The organism is Streptomyces sp. NPDC031225, assembly GCF_055570355.1.
The window spans coordinates 366,357-386,785 of the sequence record NZ_JBVIHJ010000004.1 but is presented as its reverse complement, the minus strand read 5'-3'; the positions used below and the strand labels follow the sequence as shown (position 1 = coordinate 386,785).

The window sequence follows — 20,429 nt, the reverse complement described above, 5'->3', positions numbered from 1 at the left end:
GCCTCTTTTTTTCCTTTTGTTCTCTTCTGGGTTGGTGGGGGGGGGGGGGGGGGGGGGGGGGGTGGGTTGTCCCCCCCCCCCCCCCCCCCCCCCCCGACCAGGAGCTATCCCTGCTTGCGCGGGGCCGGCAGCTCAACGGCCTGCAGGTTGACCGTGGCTGGGGAGCTTTCTCCGCGTGCGGGCCCCCTCTTCCTGGATGAACGTGCGCAGAACGGCGGCGTGCTCTTTGGGCCCGGTGACCTCTTGTCCGGCCACAACCCTCCGTAGTCCTCGCCTGTTCACGAGGGCTTTCCGGCCTCATTTGTGCGGAACCCGTTCCGCACGGGCGCCGCCTGAGGTCCGGCGCGGATCGGGGTGTGTACGACGTCGCTGCTGGACCTCCCCACAGGACACCTGACGGCCAAGAGTTCGTAACAAGCCATTGACAGGAGCTCTGGCCATGGGCAATCTCATGTGCACGCAGTTGGCTAAACGATTAACCAACCCGGTATCTACTACTTTGGGCAGGGGCAATGGCGCGCCGGATCGGGATCAAGGACGTGGCCGCGGCGGCTGGTGTGTCGACCGCGACCGTGTCGCACATCCTGAACGGCGTCGAGGGCAAGCGGGCCAGTGCGGAGACCCGGCAGCGCGTCCTGCGGGTCGCCGACGAACTCGGGTACGCGCCGAACGGCCTCGCCCGGGGGCTGAGACTGAAGCGGTCGCACACCATCGGCTTCGTCAGCGATGAGATCGCCACCACCCCCCATGCCAGCCGCACGATCCTGGGCGCCCAGGAGGCCGCCGCAGCCGAGGGCCTGGTGCTGCTGCTGGTCAACACCAGCGGCGATGCCGAACTGGAGCGCACCAGCATCGAGATGCTGCTCCAGCGGCAGGTGGACGGCGTGCTGTACGCGGCGATGTACCACCGGAACGTACGCGTGCCGGAGAGCCTGGCCTCGACCCCCACTGTGCTGCTGGACGCGCGCTCCGAGGACCCTGCCGTCCCCTCCGTGGTGCCCGATGAGGTCCAGGGCGGATACACGGCGGTGCGTGAGCTGATCGACCACGGGCACCGCAGGATCGGCATGACCGTGCAGACCGTCGACGTTCCCGCCCGGCAGGGCCGCTTGGAGGGCTACCGCAAGGCGCTGGCCGAGGTCGGTGTCCCCTATGACCCGTCTTTGGTCGCCGCGGAGACGGCAGTGTCCTTCGGGACGACGGTCGGCGACGTGGACGCGGGCTACCGGGCTGCCCGGCGCCTGCTGACGGCGGAGCAGCGGCCCACGGCACTGTTCTGTTTCAACGACCGGATGGCCGCCGGTGCTTATCGCGCTGCCGCCGAGTTGGGACTGTCCATCCCCGGTGACCTGTCGGTCATCGGGTTCGACAACCAGGAGCTGGTCTGCGAGGCCGTCTACCCCGCGCTGAGCACGGTTCAGCTCCCGCACTACGAGATGGGGGCACGGGCTGTGGCCCAGCTGCTCGCGCTCACCAAGACACCGGGCCGGCCACCGGGCCCGGACAGCCAGGAGATGCTGCTTTGCCCGCTGGTGGCGCGGGCATCGGTCGCTTCGCCGCCCCGACTCTGACCTCGGGACGGCGAAGCATTTCGCACCATGACAGGCGACCGTCGCAACCGGTCGTCGGTCCTGTCAGTACTTCGAACACAGTGAGGGTACACACATGTCCCCTGAAATCTTCCACGAGGTGTCGAGCCGTCGCGGCCTGCCGGCGCTGGACGCCGCCTCCGCCGCGCCGGTAAGCACGGGCGGATCGGTCTGCGTCAGTTCGGCCCGCTCCTCCAGCGGCCCGGCCTCTTTAGCGCGAGGGTACTGAGCCTCGCGCTCCTCGCCGACCAGGTGTCGGCGCGTCACCAAACCTCTGTCCCAGAACTCGCCGCCGGCATCGCGCTGGACCTGGCGTCCGTTGGTATGCCACCGGGAGCCTGCCGCGAGTGCTGGTGAAGGCCACCACTTCGAGTGCTGCGTAGGGCTCGTGGCTGGCTTCGTCCGGTGACCGCCCTTCGCATGCCCTCTGTACATACCGAAAGGCACGTGTGTGTCCACCGCGCCCCGTGATCTGTTCCGGCCCGTTGCGCACTTGCGCCCGCCCCGCAACTGGATCAATGACCCCAACGGGCTGGTCTTCCATGACGGCCACTACCACGTCTTCTTCCAGTACAACCCGTACGGCGCGACCCACGCGAACATGCACTGGGGCCACTTCCGCAGCCCCGACCTGCTGACCTGGGAGCCGCTGCCGATCGCCCTGTCCCCGACCCCGGGCGGCGTGGACGCCGACGGCTGCTTCTCCGGCAACGCCGTCTCCGACGGCGACCGGCTGGTCGCCTTCTACTCCGCGCACCGCGAGGACCGCTCCCCCCAGCACCAGCCCGTCACCTGCGCCACCTCCCATGACGGCGGCCTGACCTTCCGCCCGCAGGGCGAACCTGTCGTCCCCGCTTGGCCCGAGAGCTGCACCATGTACCGCGACCCGTACGTCTGGCGGGACGGCGACGGCTGGCGGATGCTGGTCGGCGCCGCCCTCGCGGACGGCCGTGGCGCGGCCCTGCTGTACGAGTCGCCCGACCTGGAGACCTGGACCTACCTGGGTCCCTTCGACGCCCGCGAGCAGGAGCGGGTCGGCGGCACCGACCTGCACACCGGCGAGGGCTGGGAGTGTCCTCAGTACCTACCGGCGCAGTCCGGACGGCCTGGTGCTCTTGTCTTCAGCGCCTGGAACGACGACGACAGCCCACGGTGCGTCACGGCTCTGGTAGGCGAGGAACACGGCAACGTCTTCGAGGCCGGCGCGCCAGTCCTCGTGGACCACGGCCCTGACTGTTATGCACCCGCCCTGCTGCGTGCACCCGGCGGCAGATGGCTGCTGTGGGGCTGGTCCGTGGAAGCCCGGGAGGAAGTCTGGGCGGTCGCGGACGGATGGGCCGGCGTGCTGACCCTGCCTCGCGAGATCTCGGTCGGTGGCGACGGAACGCTGCGCCAGCAGCCCGCCGCCGAACTGCTCGACCTGCGCGGCGAGCACGCCGTCCACACCGAGGGCGTGACAGACGGTCCGGTGGACCTCGGCAGCGTGGGCCGCGCCTTCGACCTGACGGCCCGTCTGGAGCCCACCGGGAATGCCGGTCTGCGGCTGCTGACCACCCCGGACGGCTCCGAGTACCTCGACATCCGCCTCGACGCCGGCACAGGCGAACTGGTCGTCGACCGCGACCACGCGTCGCTGGACCCCCGGGCCCGCGGCGGCTCCTACCGGATGCCTTGCCCAGTCGGCCGGCCCGTCGACGTGCGTGTGGTCGTCGACCACTCCATCGCCGAAGTCTTCCTGACCGCCACCGGCCAGGTCCTCACCCTGCGCTTCTACCCGACAGGGCAGGGCCCGTGGCGGCTGCAGGCCCGTACCGCACCGGGTACGCGCCTCGGCTACGCGGTCGACGCCTGGGAGCTGCGGTCTCTCGTGATCAAGGAAGCGAGCGGCAACTCCGCCGAGCCCGAAGGACAGTCCGCATGAGCACCGGCCTCTCTCCGCACGCGTAGGCAGCCCTGCCCACGCCGTAGGGCCCGTCCCCACCCCGGTTCTCCACCCTCCACGCCCCATCCGCACCTCCCACCCTGACCCGCACCACGCACCGGAGGCACCCACCATGAACATCGGCAGTAGAAGTTCCCGCCGGACGGCTTGTACGGCCCTGGCCCTCGTCCTTCCCCTGGCCGCGCTGGCCGCCTGCGGCGGGGGCAGCGGCACCAACACCTCCGCAGAGAAGGGCAGCGGCACGGGCACCATCACTGTCTGGGCCCACCAGGGTCAGCAGAGCGAGGCCACCGCCGTGCAGAACGCGGTGAAGACCTTCAACTCCTCACAGAAGAAGGTCAAGGTCAAGCTGACGCTGATCCCCGACAACGACTACACCAAGACCATCACCACCACCGACGCCTCCAAGCTGCCGGACGTGATGGAGTTCGACGGCCCGACCATGGCGAGCTTCGTCTACAACCGGAAGCTCGCCGCGATCGACGACTACGTCTCCGCCAAGACCCTGGCCAACGCCACGGACGCGGTCAAGGCCGAGGGCGAGATCGACGGCAAGCACTACGGCCTGGGCTTGTACGACTCCGGGCTCGGCATCTACGGCAACAAGAAGCTGCTGGACGCGGCCGGGGTGAAGTATCCCACCGGTGTGTCCGACGCCTGGACGGCGGCCGAGTTCACCGCGGCCGTCAAGAAGCTGGCCGCCAAGGACTCCGACGGCAAGAGCCTGGACCTTCAGGAGGGCGGCGGCTTCGCCAACGAGTGGGGCACCTACGGCTTCGGCCCGATCGTCTGGTCGGCGGGCGGCTCGCTGCTGAAGAACGGCAAGGCCGAAGGCGCTCTCGACACCCCGGCCGTGGCCTCGGCGCTGAAGACCTTCCAGTCCTGGAAGACCTATGTCGATCCCAACACCGACTCGAACGCCTTCACCAAGGGCCGCGTCGCCCTCAGCTGGGTGGGCCACTGGATGTACCCCGCCTACAGCAAGGCCCTCGGTGACGACCTCGTCGTGCTGCCGCTGCCCGACTTCGGCAACGGCCCCAAGACCGGCCAGGGCTCCTGGGCCTGGGGCATCGGCGCCGACACCAAGAACGGAAAGGCCGCCGGCGCCTTTCTCGACTCCCTCATGAACGACACCAACGTCACCGCGATGACCACGGCCAACGGTGCCCCTCCCGGCACCAAGTCCGTGCTCGCCAAGAGCGACCTGTACAAGCAGGGCGGCCCGCTCCAGCTCTTCGCCGACCAGCTGGCCAAGCCGTGTGGCGACAGTGACATCACGAAGTCCTGCGTGGCCGTGACCCGCCCGGTCACCGCCGGATACCCCACGGTCACCGCCAAGTTCAGCCAGGCGGTGAGCGACATCTACGGCGGCGCCGACCCGAAGACCGCTCTGTCCAAGGCCGCCCGCGCCATCGACCAGGACTACTCGGACAACGACGGTTACCAGCTGCCGTAGCCGGCATCCAGCAGCCGGGAGGGCCGGGCGCACCCTGACAGCGCCCGCCCCTCCCGGCAGGGAAGAGGACCCCTACCGTGACCACCGTCAACCCCGCACCCGCCACGCCCGCCGGCAGGAAACCGACCTCACCACCGACATCCGCCAAGCCCAAACGGCCCGGGCGCAGAAACCGCGACTGGCTGCACGGGCTGCTGATGTCCGCACCCGCCCTCGTCGGCCTCATCGCCTTCGTCGGCGTCCCCTTCGGCTACGCGGTCGTACTCTCCTTCTACAACGTGCGCCTCGGCTCGCCGCTCCCGCCCCGCTTCTTCGGCCTGGAGCAGTACCGGCGCCTGTTCACCGACCCCGACATGTCCGGCCCGTTCCTGCGGGCCCTGCTGAACAACCTGACCTTCGCCGTGGTCGTCGTACCCCTGCAGACCGGCCTGGCGCTGGCCCTGGCGATCCTCCTCAACCGCAAACTCAAGGCCATCGGCCTGTTCCGGTCCCTGTTCTTCCTGCCCGTCGTCTTCCCCATGGCCCTGGTCGCCGTCATCTGGCGGCTCATCCTCGCCCGCAGCGGCGACGGCCTGCTCAACTCCGCCCTGGACGCGGTGACTTTCGGCAACTGGGGCGCCTTCGACTGGCTCGGCGACGGGCTCACCGCCATGGCCTCGGTCATCGTGCTGTCCGTCTGGCAGGGCGTCGGCTTCCAGATGGTCATCCTCCTCGCCGGCCTCCAGCAGATCCCAGGCGAGCTCTACGAGGCCGCCGAGCTCGACCGCGCGAGCCGCTGGCAGCAGTTCCGCCACGTCACCCTGCCCGGCATCCGCGGCACCCTCGTCTTCGTCGCCCTGCTCACCTCGGTGTTCTCCTTCCGCGTCTTCGACCAGGTCTACGTCCTCGTCAAGGGCGGCGGACTCGACGAGGACGCCACCCGCACGGTGATGTACCAGGCCGTCACCACGGCCTTCGACCAGAACAACATCGGCCAGGCGTCCGCGATCACCGTCGTCTTCTTCCTGATCGTCGTCGCCCTGACCCTCATCCAGCGCCGCGTCGTCAGCGCGGGCAACGAGGACTGACCATGACCCGCTCACCCCTGCGCCGCTTCCTCGACTACGCCGTCCTGAGCGTCCTGGCCTTCATCTTCGTCCTGCCCGTCCTCTACCTGTTCCTGGGCAGCTTCAAGCCCTCCGACGAAGTGCTCAACGGCCTGACCGGCTTCCTGCCCACCCACCTGTCCTTCAACAACTACCGTGCCGTCCTGGACAGTTTCGACTCCGACGCCACCGGCTACTTCTGGCGGTTCATGGGCATCTCACTGCTCCTGTCCGCCGTCGTCGTCCTCGGCGGACTGATCGTCAACTCCATGGCCGCCTACGGGCTCACCCGGCTGCGCTGGAAAGGCCAGAACACCGTCTTCACCCTCGTACTGCTGCTGCTGCTCGTCCCGTTCGAAGCAGTGGCCGTCCCGCTGTTCTACATGTTCAACGAACAGCGCAACACCATCTACATCCAGGCCATCCCCTTCATCGCCCAAGCCTTCTCCATCTTCCAGTTCGCCACCTACTTCCGCGCGATCCCGCCCAGCATCGAGGAAGCCGCCCGCATCGACGGCGCCGGCCCCTGGCGCACCTTCTTCGCGATCGTCGTCCCGATGTCGAAGCCTGTGTACGCGTCGGTGGCGATCCTGACCTTCCTCGGCCAGTGGGGCTCCTTCCTCTGGCCCGTCCTGATGGTCTCCGACCCCTCAGTACGTCCACTCCCGCTGCAGATGAGCGTCTTCCAGGGCCAGCAGCCCGTGGACTGGGGCCAGGTCCTCGCCTTCGGTGTCCTGCTGGTCCTGCCGGTACTGATCGTCTTCACGTTCTTCCAGCGGTGGTTCGTGCAGGGCGTAGCCAGCTCCGCCGTAAAGGGCTGAGCCTGCTTCGACTGGTGTGTTGACGGTCGGGCCTTTCGGCGGGCGGGAAGGGAGGGGAGGTGACATGGGCGTCACCATCGCGGACGTGGCCGCGCGGGCCGGGGTCAGCAAGACGACGGTCTCGCGGGTGCTGAACGGCAAAGGCGAGATCCACGAGAACACCGTCGTGAAGGTCCGCAAGGCGATCTCCGAGCTCGGCTATGTGCCGAGCGCCGGGGCTGTAGGGCTCGCCCGCGGCACGACGCAGATGATCGGCATGCTGGTTCCCGATACGGCCTGGGCCTGGTCCGGCATCGTGCAGGCGGTCGTCGACACGCTGGAGAGCGAGGGCTTCGGACTGCGCATCCTGACCTGGAACCGTGGTGAGGAGTCGCTGCGCAGGCTGGGACTGCCGGTCGCTGCCAAGTCGTTCGACGGTCTGCTGGTGGTAGAGCCCGAGGGGGCTCTGGGGTCCATCACGGAACTGCACGAAGCGGGGCTGCCGGTGGTGCTGATCGACGATCGCTTCCAGCGGCCGGGATTTCCCTACGTGGCCACCACCAACCGGGAGGGCGGTGAGCAGGCGGCGCGCCACCTGCTGGACATCGGCCGCCGTCGACCTCTGGTGGTGACCGGTCCCGAGGAGTACGGCTGTACTCAGGAGCGGCTGGGCGGCTTCGTCGACGTCTATGCGCAGGCAGGGACCGAGCTCGACCCGCGCAGCATCATCGGCGGTGACTTCTTGTTCGACAGCGCCCGGAGCGCGGTCGCGCAAGCTCTCGCGGAGGGCCTGGAATTCGACGCCGTCTTCGGGCACAACGACCCCTCTGCGGCCGGCGCGCTCGCCGCCTTGCACGAGGCCGGCCTTCGGATTCCGCAGGATGTCGCCGTGGTGGGGTTCGATGACATCGAACTGGCGTCGTACACCTATCCGGCACTGACCACCGTGCGCCAACCGATGCGGGAAATGGGCGAGGCAGCGGCCCGTCTGCTGCTCGACCACGTGCGCAGATCGCCGGAGGCCGCCCCCTCACACACACATCATCCCCACCAGCCTCGTGATCCGTGGCTCGACGTCACAGCCGAGCCCGAACCGACGCGACGTCATCAGCACCCGCCGTCGCCGATCAACTCTCTGACCACGTACGACTCATTTCTTGGAGAACACAGTGGGACAGCCGGTCCGCTCTGCGGCGTACCTGGATCCGGAAGCGTCCGTGGAAGCGAGGATCGAAGACCTGCTGGCACGGATGACCATGCCGGAGAAGGCCGGGCAGTTGCTGACGCTCGACGCACAACACGGGGACCTGGCGGACATCGTGTCGGCCAAGCTGGCCGGATCGGTCCTGCACGTGTCGCCCGAGAGGATGCCGGAAGCCGTGGAACTGGCCCGGCGGACACGGCTCGGCATTCCGCTGCTGACGGCCGACGACGGCATCCACGGCCACTCGTTCTGGCCGGGCGCGACCATCTTCCCGACCCAGCTGGCCATGGCCTGCACCTGGGACCCCTCCTTGCTCCGCCGTGTCGCCCGGGTGGCCGCGACCGAGATCGCGGCGACCGGAATCCAGTGGACGTTCTCGCCGGTGCTGTGCATCACCCGGGACCTGCGCTGGGGCCGGGTCAACGAGACGTTCGGCGAGGACCCGTTCCTGATCGGTGAACTCGGGGCGGCGATGGTGCGTGGCTATCAGGGTGAGGGCCTCAGCGATCCGACAGCCGTGCTGGCGTGCGCCAAGCACTTCGCGGGCTACTCCGAAACCCTGGGCGGGCGCGACGCGAGCGAAGCCGATCTCAGCCCGCGCAAGCTGCGCTCCTGGTTCCTGCCCCCCTTCGAAAAAGCGGCTCAGGCCGGCTGCAGCACTTTCATGCTGGGCTACCAGTCGATCGACGGCGTGCCCATCACCGCGCATCAGTGGCTGATCAATGACGTACTCAAGGGCGAGTGGGGCTTCACCGGCACCCTGGTGACCGACTGGGACAACGTCGGCCGGATGGTCTACGACCAGCGGACCTGCGCCGACCACGTCGAGGCGGCGGCGGTCGCCGTCAACGCCGGCAACGACCTCATCATGGCCACGCCGGCGTTCTTCGAGGGCGCGCAGGAGGCGGTCACCCGCGGCCTGATCGACGAGAAACAGATCGACGACGCCGTACGGCGGATTCTGCGGCTGAAGTTCGAACTCGGGCTCTTCGAGGACCCCCGCACCCCCGACCCCGAGCGGCAGGCGCAGGTGATCGGCTGCCGCGCGCACGCCGACCTCAACCTGGAAACCGCCCGACGCTCCCTGGTGCTGCTGCGCAACGACGGCACCCTGCCCCTCGACGGCGGGCTGACCTCCGACGGAACCGGCCGCGCCGCGAACCGGGGCACGCCGCGGACGATCGCGGTCATCGGCCCCAACGCCGACAGCCCGGAAGCCATGCTCGGCGACTGGGCGGGCGCATCCGGACAGGTCGCGTGGATGCCCGACGGGCATCCACGCGAGACGGTGGAGACGGTGCTCGACGGCCTGCGCGCCGTCGCACCCGCCGACTGGACCGTCACGCACGCCCGCGGTGCCGACATCGAAAGGCCCGCATCCATGGGCGAGTGGTCGGTCGGGCCCGACGGCCAACCGCAGCCGCCCGTCTTCATCCCCGCCCCGGTCGACCAGGCACAGCTCCGGGAGGCTGTCGCCGCAGCAGCGGCCGCCGACTACGCCGTCGTGGTCGTGGGGGACACCATCGCCCTCACCGGTGAGCTGCGCTCCACGGCCACGCTCGACCTCCAAGGAGGCCAGATCGCCTTGCTGGACGCGGTCGCCGCCACCGGCACACCCATGATCGTCGTACTCGTCCAGTCCAAGCCGAGCACCCTCCCCGAGTCGGCACTGAACGCGGCGGCACTCATCGAAGCGTTCAACCCGGGCATGCGCGGTGGCCGCGCCGTCGCCGAACTCCTCCTCGGACTCATCGAACCCAGCGGCCGGCTCCCGGTGTCCTTCGCTCGCCACGTCGGACAGCAACCGGTCTTCTACAACCAGGTGCGAGGCCAGCACGGAAGCCGCTACGCGGATCTCACCCAGGACCCCCTGTTCGCGTTCGGCGAGGGCCTCACCTACACCACCGTCACCTACTCCGACCTCGTCGTGCACGACCCGGACGTCTCGGCCGACGGCACCGTCGACGCAACGGTGCGGCTCACCAACAGCGGGGACCGTCCTGCTCTGGAGACGGTCCAGGCGTACATCAGCGACCTGACCACCAGCGTCACCTGGGCCGAGCAGGAGCTGAAGGGTTTCACCCAGGTCGAAATCCCTCCCGGCGAAAGCCTGGACGTCCGCCTCGGCATCCCCGCCGCGCAGTGCTCACTCGTCACGGCCGACAACCGGCGAGTGGTCGAACCGGGTGAGTTCATGCTCCGTGTCGGCCCCAGCTCGCGGCGGGAGCAGCAGCTGAGCGCAGGATTCCGCATCCGGACCTGAAGGCGGCACACGGGCTTGAAGACCCCGCCCCATAGGCCCGCCGCCCCGCCAACCCGAAGGCCGGCGGGGCGGATCCACGGGACCTGTGAACGCACGCCAGGGCGGGGACTGGTCTCGAACACTGATCAGGAACTACGCATCCGGTCTATAACCGGCCTCTAATCTGCGAGTCCACTCGAAATGCCCATCTCCGCGGCGACGTGCGCCACGGGACGGCCAGAGCGGACACGGTCGACGAGCAGTCGCCTGCCGTGAACGGTCAGTCGGGCATCACGGTGGGACGCGAAGGCCTCCGTGCGGTGAAGATTCGACACCTCCACCTCACACGGAGGCCTTCGCCATGTTCAAGCCCGGTCAGCGTTGACAACGCTCGTGATCAATACACCTGGGACAGGTCGTTTGTAACAGGCCCTAGCCGCACGCGCTAACGCAGGTCACAGGGTTGTTTGCGGCCTGGCGAGGGGCTTGAGCAACAACTGTGGCAGCTCCAGGATCGGGTCACCCCAGTCCCTCCCCCGAGGGGCCGGAGCGCACCGGCGACACCCGCACCGCCGCGACCGCTGACCCATCACATCCTCCCAAGGAGCTCATCAGTGCTGACCTGGTTCAGTGGGCACCCGTTCCAACGGGTGCCGATACGGACGCTACGGACGCTGCTCATCGCCGTGCTGGTCGCCGCCGTGGCCGCCACGATCCTGGACGCCAGGGCACCGGCCCTCAGGGCCGCCCAGCCCAAGATCTCGGCCACGCAGTTCTGCGACGACTCGGTCAACGCGATCGAGGCCGCGTACGGCAAGCCGCCCCGCACGGTGACGACCGAGCCGGTCGTCACCGTGCAGGCCGCCTCGTACTCGCTCGACACCCAGCAGACGAAGATCGTGGCCGTCAAGGCGAAGGAGGCCGCCGCCGACTGCGTGAGCAAGATGCACAAGGCGACGACGGCCGGCTGGTCCTATCTGACCGCACGGGCGGTCGAGATCGCCGTGGACGCGGTGGTCACGATCCTCGCCTCCACGTTGATCTGCTCGCTCACCGGACCGGTCGGCTGCAAGTGGGGCGTGCGTATCGCGTCGTTCACCGGCGGCTTCGTAGGCGCCCTGGCCTTCCAGTACCTGACCGACGGCTACCTCAACTGGAAGAGCGTCGGAGGCGCCTTCTTCGACGCCACGGTCTCCATGCTGGCCTTCTCCGGCCTCGACAAGCTGGACGAGAAGTACGTCGGCCAGGGCGTCAGGGCCACGTTCAAGGAGCTCGGCAACCTGCTCAAGACGGTGGGCAACCGCATCGGCAGTGCCGGACCGGCCATGGTCAGCAGCATCCAGAACACGGCGAACTACATCATGGGTCACAACTTCGGTGCCTTCCCGATCGCCTACACCGGCGGCGGGTCCATCGAGCCGGTCATCGCCGAGAAGCGGGGCCAGCCGATCGCCGACGGCCTGCAGTTCCGCATCCCCCACAACGCCTCCGGCTCCACCGTGCACGACGACCTGTACTCGGGCAGCTGGAACTCGCCGTACTACAACTGGGACGTCGCCGAGACGACGCACACCAACAAGGACGGCGCGGTCGGCTACCTGATCGGCCAGGGCAACTCCTGCCTCGGCTACACCTCCTCCGGCTACGCGGTCCTCAAGACCTGCAACTACAACGACCACACCCAGTGGTGGTTCGTCGACGGCGACGAACTGATGGCGGACACCGGCAAGTGCATGGCCGAGGTGGAGAACGCCCAGTCGCGCCAGATGGGCAGCTGTGACGGGCTGAACGTCCGGGCGAACCCCCAGAACTGGGACGACCAGTTCATCGTGACCCCGCCCGGCGGCACGTACATTCCCGACACGGTCTTCAACTGGAAGAGCCACCTGTCCTACTACGAGCACGCGTGACAGCACCACGCCGCCGAGTGCGGTGAAGCATGAGGCCCGGGCCGGTGACCGATGTCACCGGCCCGGGCGTTGTCCTGTGCCGTTCGGCTCCGCCATAGTCCAAAAGCACCGTCTTGAGATGCTTTTGGGGAGCTGCGATTGGGTCGTCCCGGGCGCCCGGTGGACCCGGACGCCGGTCCCGTTCAGCGGTTCGCCCACGAACTGCGGCTGCTGCGCCAGAAGGCGGGCAGCCCGTCGTACCGCGAGATGTCCCAGTCTCTCGCGGGGCCGTCCGCAGGGGACGGGCGCCCGGCCCGGAAGCAGGCGGAGCTGTTTCGGCTGGTGCAGGGTTCACTGGCCCTCGCACTACGCCGGCCGGCGTACGTAGGCGCCCGTCGACCCAAGGCTTCGGCCTGCGCCGCGCTTCTCTCCCGGCTGACCGACGCACTCCTTCCGATCGACCCCGACCGCCCGCTGGACGTGGACGTAGGCCTGGCAGTCGAACGGCTCGACCGGGTGTCAGGTGAGGTCTGAATCTCCGCGCAATGCATGGGTCTCGGCGCTTTGAGCGGGCTGCTCGCGGGTGCATAGGGTTGCGGTCGCTGCGCGTCCGAAGGGCAATCCGCTGGGCATGGTTGTGTGACTCAGGCCTTCAGCTGTGGAAAGAGTCCATGCGGTGGGGTGGAGGGTGTTCATCCGGGACGCGTTCTGGACGCAGGTTGGACACAAGGACCGGAAAAGACTGACACGGGCTGAGAAGGGGTGAGGTGCCAAACCCCTTCTGACCCCGGGAGGGCGCGGCCGGGGTCGGGCCGAGAGTGTTTCCGGGCCGATTTCGTTGTTCCGTTTGCTGGTTCGGCGGTATGGGGCTGCCGTCCACCGCGCGGACTGCCGAGTGCCGGGCCGGCACTGGAGGCGGCGCGGATGCCGGTGCGTCTGGCGGACAGGCGCGAGGCCAGGGGAACGGCCCGAAGAGGAAACGGCCCCATGGACGGCGCACCGCGTTCATCAGGGCTGAGCCATGTGCGGTCAGCGCACGAGCTGGATCGCGTACAGCGTGCCGATGCCGATGCCGATGCCGATGGCACGGGCGCCGAGGTAGCCGCCGACCGGGCCTCCGGCACCGCAGCAGAAGTCCAGGAGCCGGCCGGGGCGACCTCGCTGCGCCCAGGGAGAGCAGCGGCACCGAGCTGTGGAAAAGATCGAAGCCCGCAGGTCTCCAGGCGCAGCCGCGACGGGGTCAGGTGCCCGGGCGGATGTTGGGTGCGAAGCGGGCCAGGGCGACGGTCTCGATGGCCGCGATGATGTTGTACGCCAGTGCGGACACCGCGGTGAGGACCGCGACCGAGGCCCAGAGGTGGTCGTAGTCGAAGGTGGAGGAGTCCTTGAGCATGGCGTAGCCGAGGCCTTGTCCGGTGGAGAGCCATTCGGCGAGCATCGCGCCGATCAGGGCTCCGGGGACGCCGATGCGGGCACTGGCGAAGAACGCGGGGACCGCGCTGGGCAGCATGACCTTGCGGGCGACGGTCCAGCCTCCGGCGCCGTATGCGCGGCACAGCTCGGCGGCCTGGCGGGAGGCGGAGCGCAGGCCGAAGGCCATGGTGACCAGGGCGGGGAAGAAGACGATCAGGCCGCTGATGACGGTGGTGGCCATCAGGCCGCGGCCGAAGACGAGCGTGATGAGCGGGGTCATCGCCACCAAGGGCACGGAGCGTACGACGACCGCCATCGGAAGCAGGGCCTGCTCGACGCTGCGGAGGAGTACGAAGACGACCGCCACACCGACCGCCGCCGCCAGCCCGGCGACGAAACCCAACCCGGCGTCCAGCAGCGTGCGGCCCAGACCGGAGGAGACCAGGGAGCGATGGGCGCCCGCGTCCGCGCCCGTGAACAGGTAGTGGAAGATGTCGACCGGTGACTTGGCCACCAGGGGGTCCAGGTCGTAGGTCTGCAGGAAGATGATCCACAGGACGACGACGGCCGCCATCGTCACGACCACGTTCAGCAGCGGGCGCAGCACGCCCGCCGCGAAGCGCAGCGCGGGGGCCCTGTGCGTCTGTGTCGCGGTGCTCATGCGTGTCCGCCTTCCACTGTCGTCGTGCGCGACCACGGCAGGGCGTAGCGGGCGACGAGCCCGACCGCGCCGTACGCGAGGCCTGCCACCGCGCCCGAGACCAGGGCGATGCCCCAGGTGCGGGGCACGTCGAGTTGTTGCTGGGCGATGGTCATGGCGATGCCGAGGCCGCTGTCGACCCGGCCGAGATACTCGCCGATGATCGCGCCGAGCAGCGCTGCCGGACCGGCGATCTTGAGTGCGGCCAGCGTGCTGGGCAGCGCGGCGATCAGGCGGACCCGCAGCATCTGCTGCCAGCGGCCGCCGCCGTAGGCGCGTACCAGGTCGAGCGCGGCCGGGTCGGCCGAGCGCAGCCCGAGCAGTGCGCCGATCAGGGTGGTGAAGAAGACCGACAGCCCGGCCATCGCCGACATCGGCTTGTCCCCGTCGAGGACGAGGGACAGGATCGGGCCGATCGCCACGATGGGCAGGCAGTACGAGGCCACCGCGATCTGCGTGATCACCCGCTCCAGCACGGGCACCAGCAGCACCAGGATCGCCAGGCCCAGCGCCAGCCCGTTGCCGACCAGATAGCCGGTCAGGGCCTCGCCGACGGTCTGCTCGACATGCGGACTGTAGAAGGTCCAGCCGTCGTCGAACATGCTCGCCACGACCGCCCAGGGGGTGGGCACGCCGTCCCCGGTGCCGACGACCGTGGTGGACAGCAGCGACCACGCCCCGATCAGGGCCGCGATGCCGAGGGCCCCGCCGGTCCAGGCGGAACGCCGCGCACTCATGACGCCTCCACTGCGGGACCGTGAGCGTCGGCGGCGCTGTTGGCGGGCGGGCCGGCGGGCGGGTCGACGCGGCCGAACAGGAGTTCCGACAACTGGTCGGCGTACGCGTGGAACTCGGGCGAGCGCATCATCTCCGGTGTGCGGGGACGGGGCAGGTCGATGGTGACCTTCTCCACGATCCGGCCCGGACGGGGCGACATGACCGCGACGGTGTCGCTCAGCAGCACGGCCTCGTTGATGGAGTGCGTGACGAGCAGGGTGGTCACCGCGCGGGCCTGCCAGATGCGCTGGAGTTCGAGGTTGAGCCGCTGGCGGGTCATGTCGTCCAGCGCCCCGAACGGTTCGTCCAGCAGCAGCACCTTGGGGTCGACGACCAGCGAGCGGGCGATGGCGACGCGTTGCCGCATGCCACCGGAGAGCTGGGCGGGGCGTGCCTTCTCGAAGCCTTCGAGGCCGACCAGCCGGATGAGGTCGGAGATCGCCGCCGGGTCGGCCTTGATGCCGCTGATCTCCAGCGGGAGGCGGATGTTGGCGGCGACCGAGCGCCACGGCAGCAGCGCGGCGTCCTGGAAGGCTATGCCCAGGTGGTGCCGTTTGCGGGCCGCCTCCGGGTCCTCGCCGTGCACGAGGGCCGTACCGGAGGTCGGGCTGTCGAGCCCGGCGAGGATCCGCAGCACGGTCGACTTGCCGCAGCCCGACGGCCCCAGCAGCGCGAGGAACTGCCCCTCAGCCGTGTCCAGGTCGACGCCGTCCAGTGCGGGTACGCGCTGTCGGCCGAGCTTGAACTCCTTGCTCAGCCCGCGCAGGGACAGCCCGGTGCCGATATCGGCCGGCCCTCCGGAGTCGTCGGATGCTTCGGGAACGGCTGCTGCTGTACTCATCGGTGACCTCTGTGTGCGGTGCGGGTAGGGGAGACCGGTACCGGCGGGCCGACGGGGCCGCACCGGTACCGCCGGGGCCTTAGATGAGGCTGGGGTCTTCCTTGTAGACCTCTTCGAGGATCGAGAGGTCGAAGAGCTTGTCGGCGGTGATGTCGAGGCCGCCGTACTTCAGCGTCTTGATGTTCTCGTCGATCAGCGCCTGCGTGATCGTGAACAGGCCGTTCTTCTTGGTGTCGGCGCTCACCATCAGCGCGCTCTCGTCCTTGGACTCGAGGGTCTGCTCCTTGGTCGTCAGCCCGAGCCCCTTGCCGTACGTCTCGGCCGCGAGCTTCGCGCCGAGCGCCGGGTCGGCGATGTTCGCCTTCCAGCCCTTGATCTCCGCGCGCAGGAACGCCTTGAGCAGGCCACGCTGCTTGTCGATGGTGTCCTGGCGGACGATGTACGTCTCCGAGACCAGCGGATAGCCGGTGTCGGCGAGCAGCATCGTGGCGACCTTGAAGCCCTTCAGACGCAGTGCGTTCGGCTCGTTCGTCACGAAGGAGAACCAGCCGTCCACGGTGCCCTGGGTCAGGGGCAGCGGGTCGAACTGCACCGGTACCTTCGTGATCTTCGACTCGTCGAGCCCGGTCGCCTTGATGTACGCCGCCCACACGGACTCGTTGCCCGCCTGGACTCCGATCTTCTTGCCGTACATGTCCTCCGGCTTGGCGATCGGGGCCTTGGCCATCGACATGATGCAGAACGGGTTCTTCTGATACTGCGCACCGATGATCTTCAGCGGCGCGCCCTTGGCGACGGCCGCGCCCGTGATGTCGGGGGCGCTGATCGCCACGAGCGCCTTCTTGGTGACCACATCCGTCTCCATCGGCGTCGCGGACGGGCCGCCGCCGATCAGCGTGGCCTTCGAGAAGCCCTCGTCCGTGTAGTAGCCCTTGCTGTCCGCGATGTAGCTGCCCGCGAACTCGACGTTCTTGATCCACGACAGCCGGAGCGTCAGCTCACCGAAACTCTTGGAACCGGAGGAGGCCGGGGAGGAGGCCGAGGACGAGTCCGAATCGCCGCACGCGGCGAGCAGCGGACCGCCGAGCAGGACGGCACCGCCCAACTGCAGTCCCCGTCTGAGGAAGAGACGGCGGTCGGGGGCGGCGAACGCTCTGTCGTCACTGTTCGAACTTGTGGTCATGGCGCGCTTCCTTTCACAGGCCGGGTCGGCACCGGCTCCTGGCTGACATGAGGAACGTGGGTGGGGCGAGGCCCGGACAATGCCGGGCCGGTCTCCGGTCGAGCGGTGGCCCGGGATACGGGATCCCGGGTCAGAGGTCGAGGAGAAGTTCGGGGGTGCGGGCGCGGGAGCAGCAGTTGGTGATCCGGTCGCCCGCCGCGCGTTCGTCCGGGGACCGGACCTCGTCGCGGTGGTCGGGTTCGCCGGCCGGGACGGGGGTCGGGCAGGCGCCGCAGATGCCCTGCTCGCAGGAGAGGCCGACCTCGACGCCGTGGACGGTGAGGACCTCGGCGATGGTGCGGTCTGCGGGGACGGGACAGCCGGTGCCGGTGCCGGTGCCGATGCTCGCGATCCGTTCGGTGAACGCGGTGGCGACTTCGGCTTCCGCCCCGTCTCCGGCTTCGGTTCCGGCTTCGGCTCCGGTTCCGGGTTCGGCGGATGGCGGAGCCGCCGGGGCGAGGCGTTCGGTGTGAAGCTGCCCGGGGTTCCGGCCCGCAGCGGTCGCCTCGGCCACGACGTGGGTCATGAAGCCGTCGGGCCCGCAGATATGGACGGCCGTGTCCGCTTCCGGGACCTGTAGTTCGGCGGGCAGCCCCGCGCGGACGGTGTCCCCCTGCTCGCTGTGGTGGACCACTGCCCGCTCGCCGAGAGCGGAGGTCTGGAGCCGCTCCAGCAGGGGGACCTCCGCCGCGCCGGAGGTGTAGTGGTGCAGGACGAACGACGCTCCCCGCGCGGCCAGGTCTTCGGCTGTCGACAGCAGGGGTGTGCTGCCGATACCGCCCGCGACGAGCACGTGATGCCCGGCCGTCACGAGCGGGAAGTGGTTGCGCGGGGGCGAGATCCGTAGCCGTCGGCCCACGGTGAGCTCACGGTGCGGGGTGCGGGAGCCGCCCCGGCCTGCATCGTCACGCCGTACGCAGAACACGTGACGGCCTTTTTCGGCGCCCGCCTCGAAGGACGCCAGGGCCCCGCCGTCCGCCGTCCGGAGTTCGTGACTGCGGCTGGTGCCGGAGGCGAGGCAGATCGTGTGGACTATGACGTCGAGTGTCTGCACGGTGGGCCCCTACGCCGTGAAGAAGTGGCTCAGGCCGAGGTCGCGCAGTCCGCGGCGGTAGGCGATGGAGCTGCGGTCGGCGGGGATGTTCACTTCGAGTCTCGGGTCGAGGGGGAGGTTCTCGGGTTTCTGGACCTCGACGACGGTGCGGTCCTCCTCGAAGACCGTGCGGTTGAAGTCGTATACGGCCTGGACGGGCTGGTCGGTGTCGAAGTTGCGGGCGATGGGGGCGAACATGCGGGTCTGGCGAGCGGAGACGGGGGAGGCGGCGTTCATGATGTTGAGCAGCCCGCCATCGGGGAAGTGCACGACGAGCGTGGCCGTGAACGGCAGGTGCACGTCGAAGTGGCGCAGCCACCGGAAGCCGGGCGGGGCCTCCTTGGTGCCGTGCGGGTAGTTGCTGACGGTGCTCCAGTAGTCGACGGAGTGGCCGTACTGGTGGCGTACCGGGGTGTATTCGGGGACCTCGGTGTTGTCGGGGTCGCCGAAGGAGTCGAGGTGGACGAAGCCGAAGTGTGCGACGTCGAGGAAGCCCTCGACCTGGCGGCCGGCGAACGCGGCGATGTCGATCCAGGGGCAGTTGATCTGCTGGAAGTCCGCCTCGTCCCAGTGGGCCATGGCCGGGATCACCGGGGCCGTGTCGGGCTCGGGGCGCAGGCAGGTCCACACCAGCCCGTACCGCTCGACGACGGGGTAGGTCCGCAGGTTCAGCCGGGACGGGATCTTCGACTCCGGATGGGCCGGCACCTGCACGCACCGCCCGCCGTCACCGAAGCGCAGCCCGTGATACGCGCAGGTGATGCCGTTCCCGTCGCCGCGGCCGAGGCTCAGCGGCACCCCCCGGTGCGGGCAGATGTCGTGGGCCACGACCACATCGCCGCCCACCCGATAGGCCACCAGGGTCTCGTCGAGCAGGCGCACGGCGGTCGGCGCGTCGCCGATCTCGCTCGACAGGGCGACCGGGTACCAGTGCCGGGCGAGGATCGCCCAGTCGTCGGCATCGAACGTGCAGCCGCGGGGCAGGGCAGGCCGGGGTGGAGCAGTGGTCATGCGAAATCCTTCTGCGTGGCGCGGCTGGGAACGGCCGGACAGACACCTGTGAGGCGCGCACGCCAGTACGGCGGCGTGGGACACGTGCGAGACGAAAGAGTGCGGTCCCGGGGTGGAGGCACCGTGGAACCGCAGACCGGGCAGGGCCCCGGGCGCGGTCATCGGTACGAGGTCAGGTGTGAGAGCCCTCGGACTCCGGATGTGAACCGTGCGCCACGCGTCCGCGCGTCCAGGCCGACTGGTGGGCACGGCACCGGAGGTCCGTGCTGCACGCGCTGACGAAGCTCATCGCGCATCCCTCCGTGCTCAGTGCCGACTGTCTGCCGCCGGACGACCAAGCCGAGACTGACGCACAGAGATTGCCCTGTCATTCCGTGTTTGTTACTTACGGGTTCCGTGCCCGGTTTGGGTCGGGCGCCGCAGCGAGCGCCCGCGGAAGGCCGCCGTGTCCGTGAGTTTCCCGTCGGCCCCTGGCCGCTCGGTTACGTCCATTGAGCTGCGGGTAATGTGCCGGCCATGCCCGATACCCCGGCCCTGTCCGAACGTGGTCGCCTGCTGAGGCTGACCGCGGACTACGTCCTGGAGCACGGCGTCGCGGACTTGACCCTGCGCAAGCTCGGCAGCGCGATCGGCACCAACAATCGCATGCTGCTGTACTACTTCGGCTCCAAGGAGGAGCTGATCACGGCCGCGCTGGCCGAGGCGAGCGGGCGCTTCCCGATTCTCAGCGAGGCGTTCGTCATCATGGACGACCAGCTGCGCCCGCTGCGCGAGCGGATCGCCGCGGCCTGGGACGCGGTGGCGGCAGCCGAGAACCTGCCGTTCCACCGGACGTTCTTCGAGGTACTGGGCCTGGCCGCGCATCAACGCGGCCGGTTCGACAGCTTCCTGGGGTCGGTGGGCAGCGAGTGGCGCGAACGAATCGCGGTCTCGCTGGGCGGCGACGTGCCGGAGGCCACTGCGGACGACCTGGCCCGGGAACTGGTCGCGTTGTGGCGCGGCCTGCAACTGGACCTGATCACCTCGGGCGACCGGGCCGGGACCGATCGGGTGATCGCGTCCGCCGCCGAGTCGATCGCCCGGCGGGCGGCGACGGCCGCCACCGCTCCTGGACCCTGATATTTGGATATCCGGATCCTGACATCCCGTCACATCTCCCTGGAAT

Annotated in this window: 15 protein-coding genes and 1 pseudogene; 10 read left to right on the top strand and 6 right to left on the bottom strand. The window is 69.1% G+C overall.

What is annotated here, in order from left to right; all coding sequences use genetic code 11:
* The first annotated feature begins 512 nt into the window (after positions 1–512).
* The 9 genes and pseudogenes from ACZ48Z_RS09290 to ACZ48Z_RS09250 all read left to right on the top strand — a co-directional run bounded on the left by ACZ48Z_RS09290 (position 513) and on the right by ACZ48Z_RS09250 (position 12,741).
* The gene (locus ACZ48Z_RS09290) at positions 513–1,571 is read left to right on the top strand and encodes a LacI family DNA-binding transcriptional regulator (RefSeq protein WP_468735178.1); all 1,059 of its coding nucleotides are present in this window, start codon (positions 513–515) and stop codon (positions 1,569–1,571) included.
* 469 nt (positions 1,572–2,040) lie between these two features.
* On the top strand, positions 2,041–3,510 hold the full coding sequence (locus ACZ48Z_RS09285; RefSeq protein WP_468735177.1) for a glycoside hydrolase family 32 protein: 1,470 nt from the start codon (positions 2,041–2,043) through the stop codon (positions 3,508–3,510).
* Between the two features lie 133 nt (positions 3,511–3,643).
* The gene (locus tag ACZ48Z_RS09280) at positions 3,644–4,987 is read left to right on the top strand and encodes an ABC transporter substrate-binding protein (RefSeq protein WP_468735176.1); all 1,344 of its coding nucleotides are present in this window, start codon (positions 3,644–3,646) and stop codon (positions 4,985–4,987) included.
* Between the two features lie 77 nt (positions 4,988–5,064).
* The gene (locus tag ACZ48Z_RS09275) at positions 5,065–6,054 is read left to right on the top strand and encodes a carbohydrate ABC transporter permease (RefSeq protein ID WP_468735175.1); all 990 of its coding nucleotides are present in this window, start codon (positions 5,065–5,067) and stop codon (positions 6,052–6,054) included.
* Between the two features lie 2 nt (positions 6,055–6,056).
* Positions 6,057–6,893, top strand: coding sequence for a carbohydrate ABC transporter permease (locus tag ACZ48Z_RS09270; protein ID WP_468735174.1), 837 nt, complete (start codon positions 6,057–6,059; stop codon positions 6,891–6,893).
* 64 nt (positions 6,894–6,957) lie between these two features.
* A pseudogene (locus ACZ48Z_RS09265) lies at positions 6,958–8,011 on the top strand (LacI family DNA-binding transcriptional regulator).
* 30 nt (positions 8,012–8,041) lie between these two features.
* The gene (locus tag ACZ48Z_RS09260) at positions 8,042–10,339 is read left to right on the top strand and encodes a glycoside hydrolase family 3 N-terminal domain-containing protein (RefSeq protein WP_468735243.1); all 2,298 of its coding nucleotides are present in this window, start codon (positions 8,042–8,044) and stop codon (positions 10,337–10,339) included.
* A gap of 593 nt (positions 10,340–10,932) precedes the next feature.
* Positions 10,933–12,228 (top strand): hypothetical protein, encoded by a 1,296-nt coding sequence (locus ACZ48Z_RS09255; RefSeq protein ID WP_468735173.1) that lies wholly within the window; start codon positions 10,933–10,935, stop codon positions 12,226–12,228.
* A 138-nt stretch (positions 12,229–12,366) separates the two neighbouring features.
* Positions 12,367–12,741, top strand: a complete 375-nt coding sequence (locus ACZ48Z_RS09250) for a hypothetical protein (RefSeq protein WP_468735172.1) — start codon at positions 12,367–12,369, stop codon at positions 12,739–12,741.
* Between the two features lie 706 nt (positions 12,742–13,447).
* On the opposite strand, the gene ACZ48Z_RS09245 is transcribed toward ACZ48Z_RS09250, so the two are convergent.
* From ACZ48Z_RS09245 to ACZ48Z_RS09220, 6 genes are all read right to left on the bottom strand, one after another.
* Entirely contained in the window at positions 13,448–14,281 is an 834-nt protein-coding gene (locus ACZ48Z_RS09245; protein ID WP_468735171.1) for an ABC transporter permease, read from the bottom strand.
* The gene (locus ACZ48Z_RS09240; RefSeq protein ID WP_468735170.1) at positions 14,278–15,057 is read right to left on the bottom strand and encodes an ABC transporter permease; all 780 of its coding nucleotides are present in this window, start codon (positions 15,055–15,057) and stop codon (positions 14,278–14,280) included. The genes ACZ48Z_RS09245 and ACZ48Z_RS09240 overlap by 4 nt, the downstream gene beginning before the upstream one ends.
* Entirely contained in the window at positions 15,054–15,938 is an 885-nt protein-coding gene (locus ACZ48Z_RS09235; protein WP_468735169.1) for an ABC transporter ATP-binding protein, read from the bottom strand. Before ACZ48Z_RS09235 ends, ACZ48Z_RS09240 begins: the two co-directional genes overlap by 4 nt.
* A 79-nt stretch (positions 15,939–16,017) precedes the next feature.
* Positions 16,018–17,121 carry an ABC transporter substrate-binding protein gene (locus ACZ48Z_RS09230; protein ID WP_468735168.1) on the bottom strand — a complete coding sequence of 368 codons (1,104 nt, stop codon included), beginning with the start codon at positions 17,119–17,121 and terminating at the stop codon, positions 16,018–16,020.
* A 130-nt stretch (positions 17,122–17,251) separates the two neighbouring features.
* A complete protein-coding gene (locus ACZ48Z_RS09225; protein WP_468735167.1) occupies positions 17,252–18,214 on the bottom strand; it encodes a PDR/VanB family oxidoreductase in 963 nt (320 codons plus the stop codon).
* 9 nt (positions 18,215–18,223) lie between these two features.
* Positions 18,224–19,264, bottom strand: a complete 1,041-nt coding sequence (locus ACZ48Z_RS09220) for a Rieske 2Fe-2S domain-containing protein (protein ID WP_468735166.1) — start codon at positions 19,262–19,264, stop codon at positions 18,224–18,226.
* A 516-nt stretch (positions 19,265–19,780) separates the two neighbouring features.
* On the opposite strand from ACZ48Z_RS09220, the gene ACZ48Z_RS09215 reads away from it, so the two are divergent.
* Complete coding sequence (locus tag ACZ48Z_RS09215; protein WP_468735165.1) at positions 19,781–20,383, top strand: TetR/AcrR family transcriptional regulator; 603 nt, start codon at positions 19,781–19,783, stop codon at positions 20,381–20,383.
* The last annotated feature ends 46 nt before the right edge of the window (positions 20,384–20,429 follow it).

Bases quoted from the DNA above. Each gene is read 5' to 3' on its own strand.
- ACZ48Z_RS09290 (WP_468735178.1), top strand. From the start codon at position 513: ATGGCGCGCCGGATCGGGATCAAGGACGTGGCCGCGGCGGCTGGTGTG.
- ACZ48Z_RS09280 (WP_468735176.1), top strand. From the start codon at position 3,644: ATGAACATCGGCAGTAGAAGTTCCCGCCGGACGGCTTGTACGGCCCTG.
- ACZ48Z_RS09270 (WP_468735174.1), top strand. From the start codon at position 6,057: ATGACCCGCTCACCCCTGCGCCGCTTCCTCGACTACGCCGTCCTGAGC.
- ACZ48Z_RS09245 (WP_468735171.1), bottom strand. From the start codon at position 14,281: ATGAGCACCGCGACACAGACGCACAGGGCCCCCGCGCTGCGCTTCGCG.
- ACZ48Z_RS09240 (WP_468735170.1), bottom strand. From the start codon at position 15,057: ATGAGTGCGCGGCGTTCCGCCTGGACCGGCGGGGCCCTCGGCATCGCG.
- ACZ48Z_RS09235 (WP_468735169.1), bottom strand. From the start codon at position 15,938: ATGAGTACAGCAGCAGCCGTTCCCGAAGCATCCGACGACTCCGGAGGG.
- ACZ48Z_RS09230 (WP_468735168.1), bottom strand. From the start codon at position 17,121: ATGACCACAAGTTCGAACAGTGACGACAGAGCGTTCGCCGCCCCCGAC.
- ACZ48Z_RS09220 (WP_468735166.1), bottom strand. From the start codon at position 19,264: ATGACCACTGCTCCACCCCGGCCTGCCCTGCCCCGCGGCTGCACGTTC.
- ACZ48Z_RS09215 (WP_468735165.1), top strand. From the start codon at position 19,781: ATGCCCGATACCCCGGCCCTGTCCGAACGTGGTCGCCTGCTGAGGCTG.